This window comes from Pseudomonas sp. H3_E07, from assembly GCF_054668895.1.
On record NZ_CP162795.1, the window covers coordinates 1,517,831 to 1,540,319 of the forward strand.

Below are 22,489 nucleotides of genomic sequence, written 5' to 3' on the forward strand. Positions count from 1 at the left end.
CAATGTCACAACACCTTCGAAGGCTCGCCCCGGTCAATCTGCGCCCAGTGCGCCGCGTCCTCGCGATGGGCTTGCAGGTAAGGCAGCACCGCCGTCAGCAGCGGCGCCTTGAACGCCTCCTGGAAACGATGGGCCATGCCGGGAATCAATTTCAACTGGCTGCCCTGGATATGCGCCGCCAGGTGCACGCCGTGCATCACCGGCAACAGCGGGTCGGCGGTGCCGTGCACCACCAGGGTCGGCACACGCAGTTGGTTGAGCAACGGCACGCGGCTCGGTTCGGCGAGGATTGCCATGATCTGGCGCTTCACGCCGTCCGGGTTGAAGGCACGGTCGTAGGACAGCGCCGCCTGGTGCAACAGCGCCTTTCGATCATCCGTCACGTTCGGGCTGCCCAGCGCCGCCAGCAGATCGGCCTGCTGCTCCAGAGCCACTTCACGATTCGGTGCGCTGCGCCGCGACAGCAGTTGCACCAACGCCGCATTCGGCGCAGGCAAGCCTTCGGCGCCGGAGCTGGTCATGATCAGCGTGAGGCTCTCGACCCGTTGCGGTGCCATGGCCGCCAGGTGCTGGGCGATCATGCCGCCCATGCTTGCGCCCAGTACGTGGAATTGCTGGATCTGCAAGGCATCCATCAAGCCGATGGCGTCATCGGCCATGTCAGTCAGCGTGTAAGGCGCCGCCACCGGCAGGCCGAGCTTGTAGCGCAGCACTTCAAAGGTCAGGTTGGCATTGGCCGGCGCCTGGCGCCAAGTGGACAGGCCTACATCACGGTTGTCATAGCGGATCACCCGGAACCCCTGTTCGCACAGCGCGACCACCACTTCATCCGGCCAGTGGATTAGCTGCCCGCCCAAGCCCATCACCAGCAGCAAGGCAGGGTCGGACGCACGGCCGATACTCTGGTAGGCGATGCTCACCTGAGCCAGGTCGACCGTTTGGGTCGGGACATTGACGTCACATCGAGAAGCCGCAAAGGACGGCAGGCCGAACAACAGAGCGGCCAGTAAATACAACACGCGCATGAAAAACACCGAAACGCAGAACCCCAGTAGAGCGCGAGTCTGATGAAGTTTGTTCAAGCGCGCTGCCACAGTTGCGTGACAGTTTGATGAATAACGCTCAACGGTCGGCCCACTAACTATCTATCCCTACGCGCCGTGTTCCCCACCTTTAAATAGGGCACCGACCGGTAAAGCACCGTTCTGCCCCTTTTTTTGAGTGCCGTCACATGACCGATACACCCAACCCGCTCTCCCCCCTTGCCGTGCGCGATTTCCTGCCGCTCTCCCCCGCGCCGTTTCGCCCGTTGAATGAAAGCCTGCTGCTGGAAGCCACGGCCCGCTGGCACGCCAGCCGGGAACACATGCTCACGCTCACCGCCGCCGCCCCCAGCATTCGCGCCGCCCTCACGGCGTTCATCCAAGAGCAACTGGGCCTGGACGGCGACAGCGTGCAGCTGCATTTCGCGGCAACTGTCGACCAGCCACAGCGTCACGTCACGCTGACCCAGGCCTGCGCCTTTGTTCATCAAATCCCGGTCCCCAGCTCGCTCGCGCAACGTTGTCGGGTCATCGGCCTGCCGGTGGGCAAAACCCAGTACGCGGCGCAACCGTTCGAGCTGCTAAAACCCTTTACCCAGCTCAATGTGCAACAGGCCCTGCGAACCGCCTGGGTGCGCTACTGGTGGTTCACGCGCGCGCCCGGCACGTCGGTTTCACGCCGTGATCACGCGGTCGCGCAGTACAGCAGCCACCTCCAGGCGGCCGCTCAGTTGGCCTGTGCCTGTGGGGTGATCACCGCCGATCAATTGAAACCGTTGCTGACGGTGCTCGACCCGCCGAGCGGCGCGCTGCAGCTTGACGGTCAGAAGATCTACACCGAGCAACTGCTGCTCAAGCGCACGGGCTTGGCCGATGCCGAGATACCCGGTGCGCTGGTCATCACCCTGGATGCCGAGATCGTCCTCCAGCTGTTGTACCTGCCCTCTGAGGAACCGGCGCTGAACCTGTTCAAAAGCCGCGTCAGCATGGAGCAATGGTTGCTCGATCACCCCACGCTGTTCCCCGGTGTGACGGCAATCACCCGAGACAACCAGATCGACTACCGCGAGGTCAACGACCCCTTGCAAGCCGGCGTGACGCATCTGCTGGAACATCGCCTCAGAGAAAAACAGGCGAGCTTGGCCTACCCCCACGGCAGAGACCTCGCCGAGCATGGTCACAGAGCGCTGGATGCGGCCGATCAGGTTGACCGGCACCAGCACAGCCAGGGTTTTTTCGCCTTGCCGCGCGCTGCCGAACTGACTGCCGTTGAGAGCGATGTCGCCCGCGACACTCCCCCCATGCTCTTCGCCGGACTGACCGCCGACCTGCCCCTGGCCCAGCGCCGCCACGCACTGTCACGGCAACAGCAGCCGCTCTTCGGTGCCGAGCACGCGTCCGCCCTGCTGCCGCCGCCGAACGATGAGCAACTGGCCACATTACGCAGCCAACTCAACCGCTTGCACGAGGCGCAACAGCAGGCCCATGAAGCCGCCACCGCGCTGTGGGGTCAATCCCAGCACCAACTGCTGGAGCTGTCCCAGCAAGCGAACCCCGATTACCACACCTTGCTCCAGGCACGCCTGAACGGGCTGCTTGCCGAGGCCGGCCTGCAGCGTCAACTCAACCAGATCAGCCAGGCCGGGCACGACATGCTTCTGGCCGCGCTTGACCCGCTCAACGCGCCAGACCCCGAACTCAAGGTGTCGGTGGCAACCTTGACCCTGTCGATCAGCGAGCGCAGCAACGGCGCGGTCAACATCCAGCGCAAAGAGCTGGACGGCGTGCTGCTGATCACCCTGGAAGCGGCGCTGCTCGATGCTTCAACACCTCAGGACCTGTTGCTGTACTGGCCGGGCAGCCAGGGCGGGCTGCAGCATTTCGCCTCGCTGCAGGCGCTTGAACAGTGGCTTGGCGTAACGCCGTCGGACGCTGCGTCGCTGGAACTGGCCCTGCTCAATCAGACCCCGCTCGAATACAGCCTCACCGTGCAACTCGATGGGTGGGTCACCCAGATCGAAGCGATGCTTCAGCGTGCCCCGGACGACACCGAGCGCCAAGCCCGGGAACTGGAACCCCTGCGCGTGCAAGCGATCCAGGAACTGGGCGTATCGACCCACAGCGTGCGCGAACTGGCCTATGCGCAGCTTCTGGAACAGAACCAGAGCGGCGCCCTGGCCGCACAACTGCCGGCCTGGCTCGGCCAGGTGTCGGCTGCCGATAGCGTCGAACTCAAAGCCCTGCTGGAACGCTACATCCTCGCGTTCGAGCGCGCCGACGAGGCCTTGAACCTGAAGCTGCCGCTGATCAGTAGCTTTTGCAAAAAACGCCTGCACGCACGGCTGTCCCGGGACTTCTCGCTCAAACAACCGTTCCACGTTCAGCTCGACGTCCCGGAATCGGTCACGTATTCACAGCATTTCGTCGAAGCCCCCGGCGCGCCCGGCACCCCGACCAAGACCGTACCGGTGCCCAGCGCCACGCGGGTCAAAATGAGCCTGGATGAGCTGGCGCTGAGCAACATCGATACGCCGACCTCCGAACGCTTGACGTTCATGAAGGTCGAGGTCAGCACCCAGGACGCCACCGAAGGCCAGGCCCTCACCGCCGGGCTCAGCGCCAACTACCTGCGCCGGCTGGTGCCGGAACTGGACCTGGCCCAAGCGTATGAAGACCTGATCGTCGAGGCTTACCAAGGCGCGGATCGCGAAGCGGACTTCAGCCGTGAGTATCGCCTCGAATGCCTGCTCGAACCTCATCGCCTGCTGCTCACCCTTCAGGGGCGCCTGGCGTTCCTGCAAAAGCACATCACCGCCACCGAACTGAACACCTTCAACATCGCCGTGAATGCCAGCACCGCTCAAGCCTGGCGCGCCAATGGCAATGACATTGAGCTGCTTCCCGCTCACCTCAGCGTCGGCGGGCCAGACACCCAGGACGGCTCAAGCACCTTGTCCGGGGTCACCTTCATCCGTCAGAAAAATTCCGGGAGCACCCTGCTCTATCTGCCCGAGAGCCCGGACGGCCAGGCCCTGCGCAGTTACAACAGCCTTGAGGCGGCGCGACTGGCGCTGTTCCGCCTGTGCCTGACCACCACGATGGTCAACTACCTGGCTGGCCGCGCCTTGCTCGGTAACGTGGCCAACCACGTCAGCCGGATCAATCAAGCGGTACTCCGGCATTTCGACGCGCTGATCGGCGTCGGCACCGCCTGGCCCGTCACCACGTCGCTGGCCAGCCATCTGCTCAACGCGCAAATGGGCCGCGTCAAGGAGGCCCACCGCGCCAGTGCCCGTTCCAACAGCGATCTGTACCTGGAACGCTATGCCATCAAAGGCGTGCAGGCCTTCAGCTATATCAAGATGGCACTCGGCGTGGTCCCCGTGGTGGGCAGCGTGATCGGCCTTTACGATGGCTGGGTCAGCGCCAATGACGCGGTGGCTGCGTTTCGCCGCGGTGATCATGTGCAAGGCATGCACGCCATCACCCAAGTCCTGCAATCATTGATCGACGCCGGCATCGATGTGGCCGGCGGGGTGCTGATCACACCCAATGCAGCGCGCACGCGCACCTTTGGGCGCCAGTTGCGCAATGCCTTCAAGGGTGGCCGTTACCTGCAACCGCCCATGAGCCGCAAGGCGCGCCGCATCGCCGAGCGCTTCAGCGGGTATGAATATGGCAAGGAGATCGCCCTGGCCCATCTGACCCCGGCGAGCCACGGTGTTTATCGCAACGTCTACCGCCATACCGACGGCGACTTCATTGTGCGGCAGGGCAGCGTCTATCAGGTCGAACTGCAGAGCGGGCATTGGCGCTTGAGTGGCAACACGCTGAAGACCTACAAACAGCCGATTGCCCTGGATGAAGCCGGCCAATGGGACACCCACTTCGGCGTCTACGGCACCGCGCAACCGGTCGGCCTGGCGGGCGGCGGCGGCGTGCTCGGGCACCTGGCGGACACCCTCGAACCGCTCTGGCCGATGGCGATTCGACAACGGCTGCCGATCTGGTGGACCGATCATGTGCTGCGCCGCCAACTGGCGCTCAACGATGCGATCAATACGCTGAGCAGTCGGCTCGATACTCAACTGGCCGCGACCAGCAACCTGCAACACCTGTCCAACCAAAGCGACATCGCCACCCGCAAAACCTTGCAACCGACCCTGGATGAGGCCTACGCCAAAGACATCGAGCTGGCGATTGAGCAGGCCAACGCCGTTCAGGACGTGATCGCCTTCACCCCCAACAGAGAGCACCTGGCCCTCAAAGGCATGCAGAGCCGCGCCGCCCTGATTGTCACCAGCAGAGCCGTGGAGCGCTTGAAAGTCGCCGCGGCCGCGCTGCAGGGGTTGACCGGGCAATTCGGCGACCTCCAAGTGCCGCCGACGCGCCCGGCCGCCATTTTGCAGTTTCTGCAAACCCGCAAAGGTCTCAGCCAGAACATCGTGCAGGCACTCGACCGGATCGACCGCCTCTTCCTGGTCATGAACGAATGGAGCGCCAATATCAACCTAATGGCGCAGGAAGCCGATATACGCCTGCACGGCAGAAGTACGCGCAGGACCGCGCAACAGATCGACGCGGATCTTCACAACACGCGCACGATGGTGGGCGAGGCTCGCGACGACGCGGCGCGCTGGAACGAACTGTACGATGAAGGCTTTCGCACGCACCTGCGCACCGTCCACAGCATCGACACGTTCAACCGCTACGATCACGTCACCGATCCTTCCTGGTTGTACTTGCAAAGTGAGGTCAATCGCGTCTATCTCGACGCCCACCTGGCCCTGAACACGCATTTTGCACTGACAAATACGCCCACCACGGTCAGCCAGCGCACGCGAATACTCAATGAATGTATCGATGCCTACGCGCGCTTCAGCCTCAGCGTTAAAACCTTGAGCGCAGGCTACCCGCAACATTTTGACCTGGATAACCTGAGCGCCTTGCTGAACAACCTCGAGCGCATGACTCAACTGGCCCGTCAGCGCATCGGCACGCCCGCTCGCCTGCATCGCCCGCGGCCCGACGAACCACGAGGAACAGTGTTTGAAACCGATGACAACCGGATGCTGATCGGCATAAAAAGCACCGACCCACGCACCAACACCACGCGCTACACCATCGACAACCTCAGCGGCCACACCGAGACCTGGGAGCAACGCCCAAACGGTCGGGCTCAACGCCAATCGGCACCACCGGTGGCGCTCCCACCCGAGGCGAACGTGAAGTCGGTGATGGTGAACGAAGCCCAGAGCCGCCTGCGCGCCGTGCCGGTGTATCAGGCTAAAGTCGAAGCCTACGCCCGCCAAGGCATGTTGCCGGTGGACCTTGAACACATGCTGGTCAGCGAAGCCGCCGAACTCACCCTGCGCTCGAACCGCATCGCACGCCTTGACCCCGAGGAGCCGAGCATCCAGCCATTGCGCACGACCGCCACCGAGCTGACCGCCGCGGGCCGCACCCTGCGCACCCGCCAATCATTGGCCAGCCGCCAACCCACCGACGGCATGCTTGATGATCTGGCCAGGCATCACGTGGTCGAGGTGCGTCGAACCGCGTCGATGACCGAGCTGGCGAGGCGTGCGAACGGGCACCGCGACTTCATGCAGGAATATGAAGTCTGGGACCTGACCGCCACCCCACCGCGTCCCTTGTGGTACGCGCACTTTCATTACAACCGCCGCACGGCTACCTTCGATGAGTTCGAAAAGGCCCACTTGAAACTGCCGGAGCATCGCTACTTGACCCATGCCGACGACCCGTCACTGCCATTCTCGGACATCGGCAAGCAGTCCGCCGCGTTGTCGCATATCCGGCCGCTATGGGTTGCCCTCTAGCCGCGCAGGCCCGCGGCTGTCTCGGTCACCAGGACTTTCGGGGTCTTGGTGCGCTGCGGCGGGATCTTCAGGTTCGCCGCCGTGTAGAGATTGCGCGGCGAACCTTTGGCCGGGTACATCACGCCCAGGCCTGCAGGTCGACAACCCGCACAACATGAGACAAACTCACCCTCTTCGCATTAATCATCAATATTTCTCATGGAGGCCACGGTGCTGGAAATCCGCCACCTGAAAACCCTGCACGCCCTGCGCGAGGCCGACAGCCTGGTCGAAGCCGCCGAACGCCTGCATTTGACGCAGTCCGCCCTGTCCCACCAGTTCAAAGAGCTGGAAGAACGCCTGGGGGTGCCGCTGTTCGTGCGCAAGACCAAGCCGCTGCGTTTCACCAGCGCCGGCCTGCGCCTGCTGCAACTGGCCGACGCAACGCTGCCGCTGCTGCGCGGCGCAGAGCGTGATATTGCGCGCCTGGTCGGCGGAACCGCCGGGCGTTTACACATGGCCATCGAATGCCACAGTTGCTTCCAGTGGCTGATGCCGACCATCGATCAGTTCCGCGACGCCTGGCCGGAGGTCGAACTGGACCTGGCCTCCGGCTTCGCTTTTGCCCCGCTGCCAGCTCTGGCCCGAGGCGACCTGGACCTGGTGGTGACCTCCGACCCGCTGGAGTTGCCGGGCATCACCTATGTGCCGCTGTTCACCTACGAAGCCATGCTCGCGGTCGCCAACCAGCATGCGCTGGCGAATAAGGCGTACATCGTGCCGGAAGACTTGTTGACCGAAACACTGATCACCTACCCGGTGGAACGCGACCGCCTGGACATCTTCACCCGCTTCCTCGAGCCTGCCGATGTGGAACCGGCCCAGGTGCGTACATCGGAGCTGTCGGTGATGATGATGCAACTGGTGGCCAGCGGCCGTGGTGTGTGCGGCATGCCCCATTGGGCGCTGCATGAGTACAGCGCGCGCGGCTATGTGAAGGCCAAGCGGTTGGGCGAGAAAGGGTTGTTTGCGACGCTGTATGCGGGGATTCGTGCAGACATGCTGGATGCACCGTACATGCGCGATTTCTTGCTGACGGCCAAGGACACGTCGTTTTCCACCCTGGATGGGGTCAGCGCGGTGCGCTAATTGCAGGAGCCCGGCAATTCGCGCCACATGTGGATCTTGTCGAAATAATCGACCCCGACCCGCACTGCCAGCGGCTCCAGGCCGTATTGGACGAAGCCGCAGCGTTGATACAGGGCAAAGGCCGCGTCATTGCCGGCGGTGACCGTAAGCTGGATCACTTTGAGGCGCGGCTGTTTGCGTGCTTCGTCCAGTGCGGCCTCGACCAACTGACGACCCAGGCCCTGTTGCTGATAGGCCTCGTTCACGTACATGCCGAACAGCGTCACCTTGTGCCGCGCTTTCTCTCGCGGCTCATACGCCAGGCCGACAATGCCGGCCAGTTCGTCACCGACAAAAACGCCGAGCAAGCAATCCAAGGGGCTGCTCAAGCGTTTTTCCCACCAGCTCAGCGGCATCGCCGCACGCTCCGCCACGCTGGAGGTGAATGCCTGGGGATAGGCGCCATAGGCCTCAAGCATCAACGCCCGATAAGCCTCGGCGTCGCTGGCCCCCAGCGTGCGAATGATCATGCCGTCAGCGAGGCGCGGTAAAACGGCAGGATCAGATCGCGCGTCAGCGGGGCCAATTGCAGGCCACCGTCACCGGCCGGGTCGATCCAGCGCACTTCCTCGATCTCGGCGGCGGGGGTCACCGCCACGTCGATAGTGACCTGGAACAATTCGGCCTCCACCGTAAAGCCGGGCTCGTTGGCCGCCGGGGCCGAGAAGTGGCCCAGGTAAGCGGCATCGCTGGGGTTGATGCGCAGGTTCAGTTCCTCGAACAACTCTCGGGCCAATGCCTCGGCGGGTTGCTCGCCTGCGTCGATTTTGCCGCCGGGCTGCATGAAGGCCTGGGTGCCGCGCTTGCGCACCAGCAGGGTGTGGCCGTCGCCACCGATCAGGAGGGCGGCGGCGATGCGGATAGTCGTGGACATGCAGTAAAAGCCTTGAATTGAGTCAGTGAAAATAACCGGCAAGGCTTACGCCTCGTCCGGCGCCTTGATAAATACGTTGTACTTCGCCCCTTCCATCGCCTCAAACGCAATCAGCTTGTCCACCAGCGGCAGGTTCAGCACCTTGCCGGCATTGAGCAGTAACATGCCGTTGTCGGCGTTGAGGTTGCGAGCCAGCACCATGCCGTCGGCCAGTTCGCGCGTGGTCAGGACCTTGACGGTGGGATCGCCCAGCGTCACATCACTGAGGAATGTGGCGCAGGCCAGAACGAAATCCTCGACCAGCTCGGGATCATAGAGGCGCCCGGCATATTTGCGGATATAGAGCAGCGCTTCGTCACTGTTCATCTGCCGCTCAAGAATCAGCCCCTTCTGCAACTCGATGAAGTCCACCGCCAGTTTCAAAAGGCGCGAACCGAACGGAATCGCATCGCCCTTGAGGTGGTCGGGAAAACCGCTGCCATCCCAGCGCTCCTGATGGTGACGAATGATGCGCGCCGCATCTTTCATCGGCTCCAAGGTCATCAACAACGATTCGCTCTGGGTCGGATAGCTGCGGTAGCGCTCGCGATCCGTGCTGTGCAGCTTATCGGCCGGTTCGATCAGCATGCTGTCGCTCCAGCTCAGTTTGCCAATGTTGTACAACGCAGCGGCCATCGTCAGGTCACGCGAACTGGCGTCGTCGATAGACTGGGCGGCGCAATAGACCCGCACCAATTCGATCAGCGAGCGGTTGGTCTGCTTGTTCTTGGGCAAGCGCAGGTTGGCCAACAGCGAAAACACTTCGGTACCGGTCACGTAGCTGTGCTTGAGTTCGTCGTAGGCCAGGTCGAGCATGTCGGCGGTCTGCTGCAGCTCACTGGTACGCGCCGCTACGCGTTTTTCCAGGGTGGCGTTCAGTTGCTTGAGCTGATCGTTCTGCACCTGGGTCAGGCGCTCCAGGCGCTGGTGCTCCAGGGTCTGGCGCAAGACCAGCTGCAGCTCCTCGTCATTCCAGGGCTTGCTGATGTAGCGGTGGATCTGCCCTTCGTTGATGGCCTTGACGATCGTCGGCAGGTCGGCGTAACCGGTGAGCAGAATGCGACTGGTGGCCGGATACAGCCGATGCACCTCGGCCAGCAGCTGCGCGCCGTCCATACCGGGCATACGAGCGTCGCTCATCACCAGGTCGATGGGTTGGGCGGCCATGATCTCCAGGGCCTGGGCACCGCTGCCGGCCAGGACTACATCGAAGGGCTGCCCGCGCAATAAGCGGCGCAGGCTGTTGAGGATCGATTCTTCATCGTCGACCAGTAATATCGTGGGTTTCGTCGCAAGTTGTTCGTCCATGCCTGCTGCGCCTTCAAATTGAACTGAATGGAACCACATTTGACCATCGTGCCAAGCCATCTTCCCTCGACCGCGGCGCGGGGTCGATTTGACGCCAACTGGCCTTCGATTTCAAGGCACTCGACTATGCTGTCACAGTAGACAATTTCGCTCAGCCGCAGAATCAGGGAAGGAATCATTATGCCGTCGAGCCTTTTGCAATCGCGGAGTGCGTCATGACCCCGGACTCAGCGCGGGCCAACCGGCGTATTCTGATCGTCGATGACAGCGCATCGATCCATGATGACTTTCGCAAGATCCTGTGTGCCAACGCCCAGGGCGAGAAATCCCTGGACAGTCTTGAGGAAACCCTGTTCGGCACCACCGCCACCCCGCGCCACGCATTCGTGCTGGATTCGGCCTACCAGGGCCAGGAAGCGCTGGAACTGGTAGCCCGGTCCCTGGCCGCCAACGCTCCGTATGCCATGGTGTTCATCGATATGCGCATGCCGCCCGGCTGGGACGGCCTGCAAACCATCGAACAGCTGTGGAACGTCGACCCCAATCTGCAGATCGCCCTGTGCACCGCGTATTCCGACTATTCGTTCGAAGCGATCGAGGCGCGATTGAAATACAACGATCAGTTGCTGATTCTGAAGAAACCCTTCGACCATCTGGAGATCCGCCAGATGGCCAGTGCCCTGACGTGGAAATGGCAGCTGGCCCAGGATGTCGCCCTGAAAGTGGTGGCACTGGAGCGCACCATCGAAGAACGTGTGCAGGAACTGCTGAAGGTCTCGCATCTGTTGCAATACGATGCGCTGACGGAACTGCCCAACAGCACGCTGCTCGGCGACCGCCTCAGCCAGGCCATAGCCCTTGGTCGGCGGCATGACACGCAACTGGCGGTGATATTTATCGGGCTCGATCGTTTCAAACGCATCAACAATGCCCTGGGTTACCCGGTGGGCGACGAGGTGCTCCAACATGTCAGCCACAGCCTGGTAGCAACAGTGCGCAGCTCCGACTCGGTGTTTCGCTACGGCTCCGATGAGTTCGTGATCCTGCTCCACGACGTGCAGCACCCGCAGCAGACCCAGCACATCGCGCACAAAGTGCTCAAGGCCATCAGTGCCACACGCCATGTGGCCGGGCATGACTTGAGCATCACGGCGAGCCTGGGCATCAGCATCTACCCCAATGACAGCTACAACACGGTGGAGTTGATCAAGCACGCCGAAACCGCCATGCATAACAGCAAGGAACGCGGCCCCAACGATTTCAGTTTCTACACCGAAGACATGAACCTGCGCGCCCGGCGCCAGCAAAATCTGGAGAGCGCGATCCGCCTGGCCTTGGAGCTGGATGAATTCGTACTGCACTACCAACCCAAGCTGGACCTCAACTCCGGGCGAATCGTCGGCGCGGAGGCGCTGATACGCTGGTTTCAGCCGCGCTCGGGGTGGGTCAGCCCGAGCGATTTCATTCCGGTGGCCGAAGACAGCGGGCTGATCGTGCCCTTGACGCAGTGGGTGCTGCACCAGGCCTGCGAACAGGCGCAGGCCTGGCGCGGCATGGGCCTGCCACCGCTGTACATGGCGGTGAATGTATCGGCCATCGACTTTCGCCAGCATGACTTCGTCGACAACCTGGCCGCGATCCTCAAGCAGACCGGCCTGCCGCCCGCCTGGCTGGAGCTGGAAATCACCGAAAACGTACTGATGCAGAATGTCGACGACACGGTGCAGATCCTGCAAACAATCAAGGCCATGGGCGTGCGCCTGGCGCTGGATGACTTCGGCACGGGCTACTCGAGCCTGAGTTACCTGCGACGCTTTCCCATCGATGTGTTGAAAATCGACCAGTCGTTCGTGCGTGGGCTGAACGAGAATAACCAGGATGCCCAGCTGATAAGCGCTATCATCGGCATGGGCAAGAGCCTGGAGTTGAACATCATCGCCGAGGGGGTGGAGACCGTCGAACAGCTGAATTTCCTGAAAAGCCAGCAGTGTGAAGAGGGTCAGGGCTTTTTGTTCAGCAAGGCGGTGCCGCCGAAGGATTTCGCCCGGTTGCTGCAAGTGGGCAGCGCCACACTGATGCCTGCCCAATAGCCGCGTGCCTGCAAGGAGTGCTCGCTTGAGCAAAGTCTCACGTTACCGTTTCGGCGTTCTGCTGGTGGTGTGGTCGGGGCTGGCCCAGCCGTTGCTGGCCGCGCCGTTGAACGAAGCGCTCAAACCACTGCCACCGGTGCCCGTATTGGACCCGGCCAGAGTCGAGTTGGGTCGCCAGCTGTTCAATGAGCCGCGCCTGTCGGTCAATAACACACTGTCCTGTGCCAGCTGCCATCGACTGGCGTCCGGAGGTGCAGACAACCAGCCGTTTTCCCTGGGTTTCAACGGCAAGCCGGTGCCAATCAACACCCCTTCCGTGTTCAACGCCAGCCTGAACTTCAAGCAGTTCTGGAATGGCCGGTCGGACACCCTGCAAGCACAGATCGAACAGGTAGTGATCAGCCCCCTGGAAATGGGCAGCGATTGGAATACCGTAGTGCAGAACCTGTCCGCCCTGCCCACCTACCAGACCGCTTTCAAACAGGCCTACCCCGATGGCATCACCGCCGCCAACGTGCAGGACGCCTTGGCCACCTATGAGCAAACACTGCTGAGCCCCAACTCGCGGTTCGACCAGTACCTGCTAGGTAACACCGAGATCCTGACAATCCAGGAAAAATATGGCTACCAGCGCTTCAAGGACTACGGCTGTATCGCCTGCCATCAGGGCATCAATATCGGCGGTAATATGTTCCAGAAATTCGGTGTGATGGGCGACTACTTCAAGGCCCGAGGCAACCCGGTCGAAGCCGACCTGGGCCGCTATCTGGTGACCCAGGACGAAGAGGACCGCCATGTGTTCAAGGTGCCCAGCCTGCGCAACGTGGCGGTGACCGCGCCGTACTTTCACGATGCGTCGGCCAAGACCCTCGAAGAAGCCGTCGATGTGATGTTCAAGTACCAGTTGGGGCGCAATCCGAATAAGGAAGACAGGGACTTGATCGTGCAGTTTCTCAAAACCCTGACCGGCGAATGGGCAGGCAAGCCGCTATGACCTCTCACTCCCGTCGCCGCTTTACCCAGGTTGTACTTGGCCTGGTGACCCTGCTGCTGGCCTCGACCCTGGTGTTTTTGTACCTCAAGGCTTCCCGCGATCAGACCGCCAGCTACACCCAGTCGCGGGATCTGATCCGCCAACTGCAGCAGCTCAATGCGCAGTGGGACAGCGAGGTCCTCAAGGCCCGCATCGCGATCACCCACAACTACGACCCGCTGGTCACGCCACTCACGCAGATGACCCGAATATGGGCCGAACTGAACAGCCGCGACACCTACCACAACCCGTCCAACCTGAGCGGCTGGCAGGCCACGCAAACGGCTTACCAGACGGCGATCCAGGAAAAAGCCCGCCTGGTCGACCAATTCAAATCCCACAACGCGCTGCTGCGTAATTCACTGGCGTTCCTGCCGACCGCCGAAGACGACATCCAGGCGCAGTTCAACCGCCTTGACGCTGAAGGCCGCCTGCAATTGCAAGACGTGGCCACCGACACCTATGACCTGTTGCTCAGCAGCCTGGAGTTCGCCCAAGTCACCAGCGACGATCGCGCCGCCGATATCCTGGTGGGGCTGGGCAAACTGGCGATCAATAAGGAGCAACTGCCCAGCGAGTTCCAAGGGCCGGTGGACATACTCAGCAATCACATTTCGCTGATCCTGCGCGAACAGCCCGTGGTCAACGACCTGCTCGAGCGCATTGCCACGGTGCCCGTCGCCGAACACCTGGACGCACTGACCACCCACCTCGACCAGGACCAGCAAGCGGCAGACCTGATCGACCATCAATACCATCGCTACCTGCTGATCTTCTCGACCTTGCTGGTGGGGTTGCTGCTCTATCTGGCGGTGCGCCTGTTGCGCAGCTTTGCCGAAATCAACCGGGTCAATCGCGCGTTGCACGCTGCCAACGAAACCCTGGAGCAGCGCGTGGAGCGACGCACCCGGCAGCTCAAGGATGCGCAGAGCGAATTACTCGACAGCGCACGCCAGGCCGGCATGGCCGAAATCGCGACCAATGTGCTGCACAACGTGGGCAACGTACTCAACAGCGTGAACATCTCCGCCGAACTGGTCACGCGCAAGCTGCGCAGCAGCAAGGCCCTGGGGCTGGGCAAAGCCATGCAGTTGATCAATGAGCACAAGGACGACCTGGGCACCTTCCTTACCGAAGATGAGAAAGGCAAGCTGCTGCCCGGCTATCTCAACCAACTGGTGGACGCCATCGCCGTTGAGCAGCAGGGCATGACCGACGAGTTGGCGCAGTTGAGTAAAAGCGTGGACCACATCAAGGACATCGTCTCCACCCAGCAATCCTATGCCGGCGCCGCCACACTGCTGGAGCCGGTGCACATCAGCGGCCTGATGGAAGATGCATTGCGCATGAACGCCGGAGCCCTGAGTCGTCACCACGTCACGGTGGTCAAGGAATATGCGCAGGTGCCGGAAATCCTCGCCGACAAACACCGCTTGCTATTGATCATGGTCAACCTGATCAGCAACGCCAAGTACGCCATGTCCAACCTCAGTGACCGACCCCGGCAGATGACCCTGAAGGTCCAGCCCCTGGAGGACAATACCTTGCAGATCAGCGTCAAGGACGATGGCGAGGGCATTCCCGCGGAAAACATGACGCGGATCTTCACCCACGGTTTTACCACTCGCAAGGAAGGCCACGGCTTCGGCCTGCACAGCTGCGCGCTGGCCGCCGTAGAAATGAATGGTCAGCTCAGTGCCCACAGCGACGGGCCTGGCCTGGGCGCGGTGTTTACCTTGACGATCCCTATGACCCTTGCCGGAAGTCCCGCATGAATCAGCCTCCCAATCGGCGCATCCTGTTGATCGACGACACGCCGTCGATTCACGACGATTTTCGCAAAATCCTGATGCCGACCGTCGAGACCAACCAGGCCCTCGACGATATGGAGTCAGCGCTGTTCGGCGACACCAGCAAGCCCGAGGTGCGTACCTTCGAGCTGCATTCGGCGTATGGCGGCGAAGAAGGCCTGCAATTGCTCACCACCGCCATGGCGGAAAAACGCCCCTACGCCCTGGCATTCGTCGACATGCGCATGCCGCAAGGTTGGGACGGCGCAAAGACCATCGAAGAGCTATGGACCGTCGACCCCGGCCTGCAAGTGGTGGTGTGCACCGCGTATACGGATTACTCCTGGGATGAATTGCTGTATCGCCTCAACGGCCATGACCGGTTGCTGATCCTGAAAAAGCCCTTCGATAACATCGAGGTGCAACAGATGGCCAACATGCTTGCCAACAAATGGGACATGGCCCGCCGCGCCTCGCTGCAAACCATACACCTGGAGCAACTGGTGGCGCAGCGCACCCAGGCGCTGACCCAGGCCAGCGAGGCGTTGCAACTGGAAATCGACGAGCGCAAGCAACTGGAAAGCCAACTGGTGCAATCGGAAAAACTCGCGTCGCTGGGGCAACTGGCAGCTGGCGTCGCTCATGAGATCAACAACCCCGTAGGCTTCATCTCCTCCAACCTGAGTACCCTCGACAGCTACTTCAACCAACTGCAGCGGATGCTGGACGCCTACCGGCAGCTCGAAGAAAGCCCCGCCGCGGCCGAGCAGTGCGCCGCGCTCAAGGCCTTGCGTGCTGAACTGGAGCTGGATTTCCTCAGGGAAGACATCCCCATCCTGATCAGGGAATCCAAGGAAGGCATCGGCCGGGTGGTGCAGATAGTCAAGGACCTGAAGAACTTCTCGCGGGTCGACAACGACCAGACCTGGCAATTCGCCAACCTGCAACAGGGCATCGACTCAACGCTGAACATCGTCGCCAGCGAACTCAAGTACAAGGCCGACGTCGTGAAAAATTACACACCGCTGCCAGAAATCGAATGCCTGGCCTCACAGCTCAACCAGGTGGTGATGAACCTGGTTATCAACGCCGCCCAGGCCATGGGCCCGGAGCGCGGCACCATCACCATCAGCAATGGCGTGCAAGGCGATAACATCTGGCTGGAAGTCGCGGACAACGGCTGTGGCATTCCCCCGGAGACCGTGCAGAAAATCTTCGACCCGTTCTTCACCACCAAGCCGGTGGGTGAAGGCACGGGGCTGGGATTGTCGTTGTCCTACGGCATTATCAAGAAGCACCACGGCGATATTTGCGTGAGCAGCGAACCGGGCAAAGGCACGACCTTTCGCGTGGTGTTGCCGATTCGGCAGACGGCCGCCTAGGGCGCAGGAGCGGACCGTATCCGCCCGGCAAAGGTTGTCTGGGGTTTGCCGACAGGCGCAGAATGCGGCACCGACCTGTAAGAGTCCGATTTCAAGGAAACCGTATGAGCCTGTCTTTGCTAAGCCGTTACGCCTTCTTTGCCGTGTGCGTCATCTTCACCCTCGCCAGCCTCCCCTTTATCGAACACGAATGGCTGTGGCCGATCACCCTGGTCACGGGCGTGTTGAGCCTGATCGGTATGTTCGACCTGCTGCAAAGCCCCCACGCCGTACGCCGCAACTATCCAATCCTGGGCAATATCCGTTACCTGGTCGAAGCCATCCGCCCGGAAATCCGCCAGTACCTGCTGGAGTCCGACAGCGACGCCCTGCCCTTCTCCCGGGCCCAGCGTTCACTGGTCTATTCCCGCGCCAAAAATGAAACTGCCGACAAACCCTTCGGTACCCTGATCGACGTGTACCAGTCGGGCTTCGAATTTATCGGCCACTCCATGCGCCCGGCGCCGCTCAGCGACCCCAGCGCGTTTCGTGTGATGGTCGGCGGCCCGCAATGCACGCAGCCGTATTCGGCATCGGTATTCAATATCTCGGCGATGAGCTTTGGCTCGTTGAGCGCCAACGCCATTCGTGCGTTGAACCAAGGCGCCAAACTGGGCAATTTTGCCCATGACACCGGCGAAGGCAGCATCAGCCCCTACCACCGGGAGAACGGCGGCGACCTGACCTGGGAGTTGGGCAGCGGCTACTTCGGCTGTCGCACCAGCGACGGCCGCTTCGATCCGGAACGCTTCGCCGTGCAGGCGCAGAACCCGCAAGTGCGCATGATCGAAATCAAGATGAGCCAGGGCGCCAAACCCGGCCATGGTGGGATCCTGCCCAAGCACAAGGTCACCCAGGAAATCGCCGACACCCGCGGCATCCTGATGGGTGAAGACTGTATCTCGCCGTCGCGCCACAGCGCGTTTTCCACCCCGATCGAACTGATGCACTTCATCGCCCAACTGCGTGAGCTGTCTGGTGGCAAACCGGTGGGTTTCAAGTTCTGCCTCGGCCACCCCTGGGAATTCATGGGCATCGCCAAGGCCATGCTGGAGACCGGCATCCTCCCCGACTTTATCGTGGTGGACGGCAAGGAAGGCGGCACCGGCGCCGCGCCAGTGGAGTTCACCGACCATATCGGTGTGCCGCTGCGTGAAGGCCTGCTGTTTGTGCACAACACCCTGGTGGGCTTGAACCTGCGCGACAAGATCAAGCTCGGTGCCAGCGGCAAGATCGTCAGCGCATTCGATATCGCCAGCGTCCTGGCCATCGGCGCGGACTGGGCCAACTCGGCGCGTGGCTTCATGTTTGCCATTGGCTGCATTCAGTCCCAGAGCTGCCACACCAACAAATGCCCGACCGGCGTCGCGACCCAAGATCCGCTGCGCCAACGCGCCCTGGTGGTGCCGGACAAAGCCCAGCGCGTGTTCAACTTCCACCGCAACACCCTCAAGGCCTTGGCCGAAATGCTCGCCGCTGCCGGCCTGGATCATCCATCGCAACTGTCGGCCAAGCATCTGGTGCGGCGCATGTCGGCGACCGAGATCAAGCTGTTTTCGCAATTGCATGTGTTCCTCAAACCTGGCGAGTTGCTCACCGGTGAGGTGAATGGCGAGTTCTATTCGCGCATGTGGCAGATGGCACGGGCCGACAGCTTTGAACCCCATGAAGCGGCTGCCGCCTGATCAATAAACACTCCCTGTTTGCTGAACCGGACCACCGACGGCATCGTTGAAACGAGGTGATTCACGCGCCAGGGCCAGGTTGGTCCGGCGCGGATCAGGGTCGGCGCGGGTCAGATGTATCTGGTGGAAGCCGGCACCGCCCATGCCGTGCATGCAGGCAGCCAAGGCACTCTGGTTACCCTGGATGTCTAGAGACATCCAGTAATACCCAACCTTTGCAATTACTTACGAATAACGCCAACCTGCCCCCGCCCGACGTGCGGCGTACGACTTCACCCGCGTTCGCCTGTCATTACTAAACCTTTCGTACAAGAGCCCGCTGCCATGCTGAACGGACGCGACCCACGCATCGATTTTTTTCGGGGCCTGGCGTTGATCTTCATTTTCTGGGATCACGTCCCCCACAACCCCCTCGGCCAGATCACCTTGCGCAACATCGGTTTCAGCGATGCCGCGGAGGTGTTTGTGTTCCTCGCCGGCTACGCCGCCGTACTGGCCTACGGCAAGATCCTGCAGCGCGACGGCTACTGGATTGCCTCGCTGAAGATCCTGCGGCGCGCCTGGGTGCTGTACGTGGTGCATATCTTCCTGCTGGCGATGCTGATGGGCATCGTGTTCTTCGCCAACAGTCATGTGGAAACCCGCGACCTTGTCGAGGAGATGGGACTGACGCACTTCGTCACCCACCCGCAACAGGCGCTCACCGATGAGTTGCTGCTGCGCTTCAAGCCCAACCTGATGGACCCGCTACCGCTGTACATCGTGCTGTTGAGCGGTTTGCCGTTGGTGCTGCCGCTGCTGCTGCGCAAGACCTGGGCGGTGGTGGGCGTTTCGTTGACTGTGTACCTGCTGGCACCGTGGATGGGCTGGAACCTGCGGGCGATTGCCGATGGCGTGTGGTATTTCAATCCCGTCACCTGGCAATTGCTGTTCGTGCTCGGCGGCGCGGCGGCGATTCATGCGCGCCAGCCACGTCCTGTCGAGACGCGTGGGCTGCTGCGCCAGCCGTTGTTCGTCGCAGCGGCGGTCTACTCGGTCATGGCCGGGATCATCACGATTTCCTGGCGCTGGCCCGAGGTGCATGACGCGTGGATGCCATCGCCGCTCAGCGACCTGTTGTATCCCATCAGCAAGACGGACCTGTCACCCGTGCGCCTGTTGCACTTCCTGGCCCTGGCCTATGTCACCGCCAAGCTTTTGCCTGGCATGGGCTGGACCCGCCACTGGCTGGCGCAACAAAGTTGCCGCATGGGCCGCTATTCCCTGGAGGTGTTCTGCCTCGGTGTGCTGCTGGCGCCGTTGGCGGACATGCTCAATGCCCTGGCGGGCGATGCGCTGGCCATGCAGTTGTTCAGTGCAACAGTGGGCGTGGTGCTGATGGGGCTGCTGGCAGCCTGGCTGGAGTTCAACAAGAGGCTGGATAAGTCACTGCAAGACCGCCGCGTCTTAGCCATGCCGTCATCCACTGGTTAACCCAGGCAGCCGCGTTGGTGGTGCGGCGCTTTCCCGAATCGGGCACTTGCAAAAGGAGGCGAGGGAGCTTGCTCCCTCGCCACACAGTGTTTGCCATTAGACCGGGCGGGCTTCGCCCTGAGCAACCTGGGTCGGTTGCAACTTGAACACGTAGAACAGCACCGTCAGCAGCACCAGGAATACCGGGCCGACATACAGCGCGATGCGGGTGTCCGGGAAGTACGCCATCAGGCCCACGACCAGCAACAGGAACGCCAGCGCCAGGTAGGAACTGACCGGGTACAGCCACATGCGGTACTTCAGTCCCGCCTGTTCCGCCGGGCTCAGGCTCTTACGGAACTTGAGCTGCGCCAGCAGGATCATCAGCCAGGTCCAGATCGCGCCGAAGGTGGCGATGGACGTCACCCAGACGAAGACTTTCTCCGGCACCAGGTAGTTGAGCAACACCCCCAGCAACAACGCGAAGATCGACAACAGCAGCGCTTTGCGCGGCACGCCATTACTGGAGGTCTTGGCGAACGTGGCCGGTGCCTGGCCGTTCTGCGCCAGGCTGTAAAGCATGCGCCCGGTGCTGAAAATGCCGCCGTTGCAAGACGACAGCGCGGCGGTGATCACGACAAAGTTGATGATGCCGGCGGCGGTCTTGATGCCAAGCCGTTCGAACGTCATCACAAACGGGCTGCCCTGGGTGCCGATTTCATTCCACGGGTAGATCGACAGGATCACGAACAACGCCCCCACGTAGAACAGCAGGATGCGCCAGAACACCGAGCCGATGGCACTCGGAATAGTCTTCTGCGGGTTCTTCGCTTCACCGGCGGTAAGGCCGATCATCTCCACACCCAGGTAGGCGAACATCACCATTTGCAGGGACATCAACACGCCTTGCACGCCGTTGGGCATAAAGCCGCCGTGGGCCCACAGGTTGGAGATACCCAGCGCCACGCCGTCATTGCCGAAGCCGAACGCGATGATGCCGACGCCGCCGATCACCATCGCAATGATGGTGACGATCTTGATCAAGGCAAACCAGAACTCGAACTCACCAAAGGCCTTGACCGCGATCAGGTTGATGCTGCCCATGCTGATCAAGGCCGCCAGGGCCCAGATCCAGCGCGGCGTGTCGGGAAACCAGACGCCCATGTACACGGCCACGGCGGTGATTTCTGCCACGCAGGTCACCAGCCACAGGAACCAGTAGTTCCAGCCGGTGAGAAAGCCCGCCAACGGGCCGAGATAGTCTTGGGCGTAACGGCTGAAGGAGCCGGCGACGGGGTTGTGCACCGCCATCTCGCCGAGGGCGCGCATGATCACCAGGATCGCCAGGCCGCCAATGATGTAGGACAGCATGATCGCCGGGCCGGCCATTTCAATGGCCTTGGCCGAGCCCAGGAACAGGCCGACACCGATGCAGGCGCCGAGGGCCATCAGGCGAATATGCCGCTCACCCAGTTCACGTTTCAGCGGGCCGCCCTGAGCGGTCTCGCCATGGGGCAGGTGGTTGCCAACTGGCATAGGGGTACAACCTCGTCTTGTTATTGGATTGATCACCGAGTGCTCGGCGCCACGGCGGGTCTGCCACGACGCCCTTACACCGTGCCGGCCTCATGGGCCAACACGTCTGGCAGGGCCAGATCAGCGGGGGTGCAGTATAAAAAGCCCAACCCAGGGTTTTTCACTTAATAAACGCCAAGATTCAGCGAGAAGTCGCGGTAAAAGCCGCTTTCATGGAGGGGCATTACCTGGATAGCGGAGGGTTTTTCTCCGTTTGATGCGCGCCGAGTATTGCACAGCTTTGGTGCAGCGTCATGCCCCTACCTAGGCCGTATATACCCAGCGGAAGGCTCTGCTTCAATGCTTTCAGACCATCAGGCAGGCAATGCGGAAGCCGGCCACGGTCGGACGAGAAGCATCGCCCTATCAGCGGCCAGGACGTCCATTCACCATGGGACACTCCGATTGCCAGGACGGCAATCCCAGCGAAAGGATCTCCCCATGCCAACCCCCTTCGACGTACTCCAGCAAGGTCGAACGCAACGCCTGGCCGCCGATGGCCAATTGATCAGCGACACTTGCAGGCCTGGACCATGCGCCAGCTGGTGGAGCTGGCGGGCTTGGGCGTGCCACTCGGGCGCTCGATCAATGGTCAAGGCCACCGGCATCGGCCCGTCCAACGTCGCGGGGGTGGGGGTCGACGAGTTGGAACGGCTGTCCATCGCCGAATCGCAGGTGATGTGGCAGTGCAGCCGGGCCGGGCAGCCCAGCTACACCGAAGTGATCCTCAAGACCGGCGCGGGCAATTGCGACCAGATGGCCCATGTGGCGAACGAATTGATCCGTTTCAACGGCGGTGCCTCGCGTGTTTGGGGCACCAGCCCACCGGCTCACGCGTTTGTGGTGGTGGGTATAACGCCCCCGACATTGGGTTCGACGTTGGACTTCAGCGAAGCGGGCTGGAGGGGCCTGTGGATATGTGACCCTGGGCGGCCATCGTCTGCCCGGCAAGCGAATACCTTCGCGAGCTCAACATCAAACTATTCGCCTGGCACCTGGCGGACATTTCGGTGTTATTCAACGACCACGGCACCTAGCGTTGGGGCCGCGCCAACGACCGCAACTGGCTGACCCTGCTACGCAGCGCAGTGAAACGCCCACCGCCGTGAACCGACACATTTCGCAACTAACGACTAAGCTTCACCCAAGTCCGATCAATCTACGTCAATGGA

The 22,489-nt window shown here is 61.7% G+C and carries 15 protein-coding genes and 1 pseudogene; 10 read left to right on the top strand and 6 right to left on the bottom strand.

What is annotated here, in order from left to right; translation table 11 throughout:
- Nucleotides 1-5: 5 nt before the first annotated feature.
- The gene (locus AB4O08_RS06980) at nt 6-1,025 is read right to left on the bottom strand and encodes an alpha/beta fold hydrolase (RefSeq protein ID WP_460114771.1); all 1,020 of its coding nucleotides are present in this window, start codon (nt 1,023-1,025) and stop codon (nt 6-8) included.
- 206 nt (nt 1,026-1,231) lie between these two features.
- On the opposite strand from AB4O08_RS06980, the gene AB4O08_RS06985 reads away from it, so the two are divergent.
- Nucleotides 1,232-6,883, top strand: a complete 5,652-nt coding sequence (locus AB4O08_RS06985; RefSeq protein WP_460114772.1) for a dermonecrotic toxin domain-containing protein — start codon at nt 1,232-1,234, stop codon at nt 6,881-6,883.
- Here AB4O08_RS06985 and AB4O08_RS06990 read toward each other — a convergent pair.
- Nucleotides 6,880-7,002: a hypothetical protein gene (locus tag AB4O08_RS06990; RefSeq protein WP_021492539.1), complete on the bottom strand. Its 123-nt coding sequence runs from the start codon at nt 7,000-7,002 to the stop codon at nt 6,880-6,882. The two genes, AB4O08_RS06985 and AB4O08_RS06990, sit on opposite strands and share 4 nt — an antisense overlap.
- Nucleotides 7,003-7,093: 91 nt before the next feature.
- On the opposite strand from AB4O08_RS06990, the gene metR reads away from it, so the two are divergent.
- Nucleotides 7,094-8,011: a transcriptional regulator MetR gene (gene metR, locus AB4O08_RS06995; RefSeq protein WP_021492540.1), complete on the top strand. Its 918-nt coding sequence runs from the start codon at nt 7,094-7,096 to the stop codon at nt 8,009-8,011.
- On the opposite strand, the gene AB4O08_RS07000 is transcribed toward metR, so the two are convergent.
- Genes AB4O08_RS07000 through AB4O08_RS07010 form a run of 3 tightly spaced genes read right to left on the bottom strand, consistent with a single transcriptional unit; the run spans nt 8,008 to nt 10,271 of the window.
- Nucleotides 8,008-8,520, bottom strand: coding sequence for a GNAT family N-acetyltransferase (locus AB4O08_RS07000; RefSeq protein WP_010212799.1), 513 nt, complete (start codon nt 8,518-8,520; stop codon nt 8,008-8,010). The two genes, metR and AB4O08_RS07000, sit on opposite strands and share 4 nt — an antisense overlap.
- Complete coding sequence (locus tag AB4O08_RS07005) at nt 8,517-8,924, bottom strand: NUDIX hydrolase (protein WP_010212801.1); 408 nt, start codon at nt 8,922-8,924, stop codon at nt 8,517-8,519. The genes AB4O08_RS07000 and AB4O08_RS07005 overlap by 4 nt, the downstream gene beginning before the upstream one ends.
- A 45-nt stretch (nt 8,925-8,969) precedes the next feature.
- Nucleotides 8,970-10,271 (bottom strand): response regulator c-di-GMP phosphodiesterase, NosR family, encoded by a 1,302-nt coding sequence (locus AB4O08_RS07010; RefSeq protein WP_010212802.1) that lies wholly within the window; start codon nt 10,269-10,271, stop codon nt 8,970-8,972.
- 215 nt (nt 10,272-10,486) lie between these two features.
- Between AB4O08_RS07010 and AB4O08_RS07015 the strand changes: the two genes are divergently transcribed.
- The 7 genes and pseudogenes from AB4O08_RS07015 (at nt 10,487) to AB4O08_RS07045 (ending at nt 19,763) form a co-directional block, all read left to right on the top strand.
- A complete protein-coding gene (locus tag AB4O08_RS07015; RefSeq protein ID WP_010212803.1) occupies nt 10,487-12,361 on the top strand; it encodes a putative bifunctional diguanylate cyclase/phosphodiesterase in 1,875 nt (624 codons plus the stop codon).
- A 58-nt stretch (nt 12,362-12,419) separates the two neighbouring features.
- Entirely contained in the window at nt 12,420-13,355 is a 936-nt protein-coding gene (locus tag AB4O08_RS07020; RefSeq protein ID WP_231501110.1) for a cytochrome-c peroxidase, read from the top strand.
- Nucleotides 13,352-15,169 (top strand): DAHL domain-containing protein, encoded by a 1,818-nt coding sequence (locus AB4O08_RS07025; protein ID WP_106118915.1) that lies wholly within the window; start codon nt 13,352-13,354, stop codon nt 15,167-15,169. The genes AB4O08_RS07020 and AB4O08_RS07025 overlap by 4 nt, the downstream gene beginning before the upstream one ends.
- The gene (locus AB4O08_RS07030; RefSeq protein WP_010212808.1) at nt 15,166-16,566 is read left to right on the top strand and encodes an ATP-binding protein; all 1,401 of its coding nucleotides are present in this window, start codon (nt 15,166-15,168) and stop codon (nt 16,564-16,566) included. The genes AB4O08_RS07025 and AB4O08_RS07030 overlap by 4 nt, the downstream gene beginning before the upstream one ends.
- Before the next feature lie 104 nt (nt 16,567-16,670).
- Nucleotides 16,671-18,290, top strand: coding sequence for an FMN-binding glutamate synthase family protein (locus AB4O08_RS07035; protein WP_010212809.1), 1,620 nt, complete (start codon nt 16,671-16,673; stop codon nt 18,288-18,290).
- A 93-nt stretch (nt 18,291-18,383) separates the two neighbouring features.
- A pseudogene (locus tag AB4O08_RS07040) lies at nt 18,384-18,482 on the top strand (cupin domain-containing protein); the annotation flags it as partial.
- Nucleotides 18,483-18,614: 132 nt separating this feature from the next.
- Nucleotides 18,615-19,763 (top strand): OpgC family protein, encoded by a 1,149-nt coding sequence (locus AB4O08_RS07045; protein WP_021492543.1) that lies wholly within the window; start codon nt 18,615-18,617, stop codon nt 19,761-19,763.
- A gap of 96 nt (nt 19,764-19,859) precedes the next feature.
- Here AB4O08_RS07045 and AB4O08_RS07050 read toward each other — a convergent pair whose 3' ends face one another.
- On the bottom strand, nt 19,860-21,278 hold the full coding sequence (locus AB4O08_RS07050; protein WP_010212811.1) for an amino acid permease: 1,419 nt from the start codon (nt 21,276-21,278) through the stop codon (nt 19,860-19,862).
- A gap of 480 nt (nt 21,279-21,758) precedes the next feature.
- Here AB4O08_RS07050 and AB4O08_RS07055 point away from each other — a divergent pair, with 480 nt between their 5' ends.
- Complete coding sequence (locus tag AB4O08_RS07055; RefSeq protein WP_047541302.1) at nt 21,759-22,388, top strand: hypothetical protein; 630 nt, start codon at nt 21,759-21,761, stop codon at nt 22,386-22,388.
- The last annotated feature ends 101 nt before the right edge of the window (nt 22,389-22,489 follow it).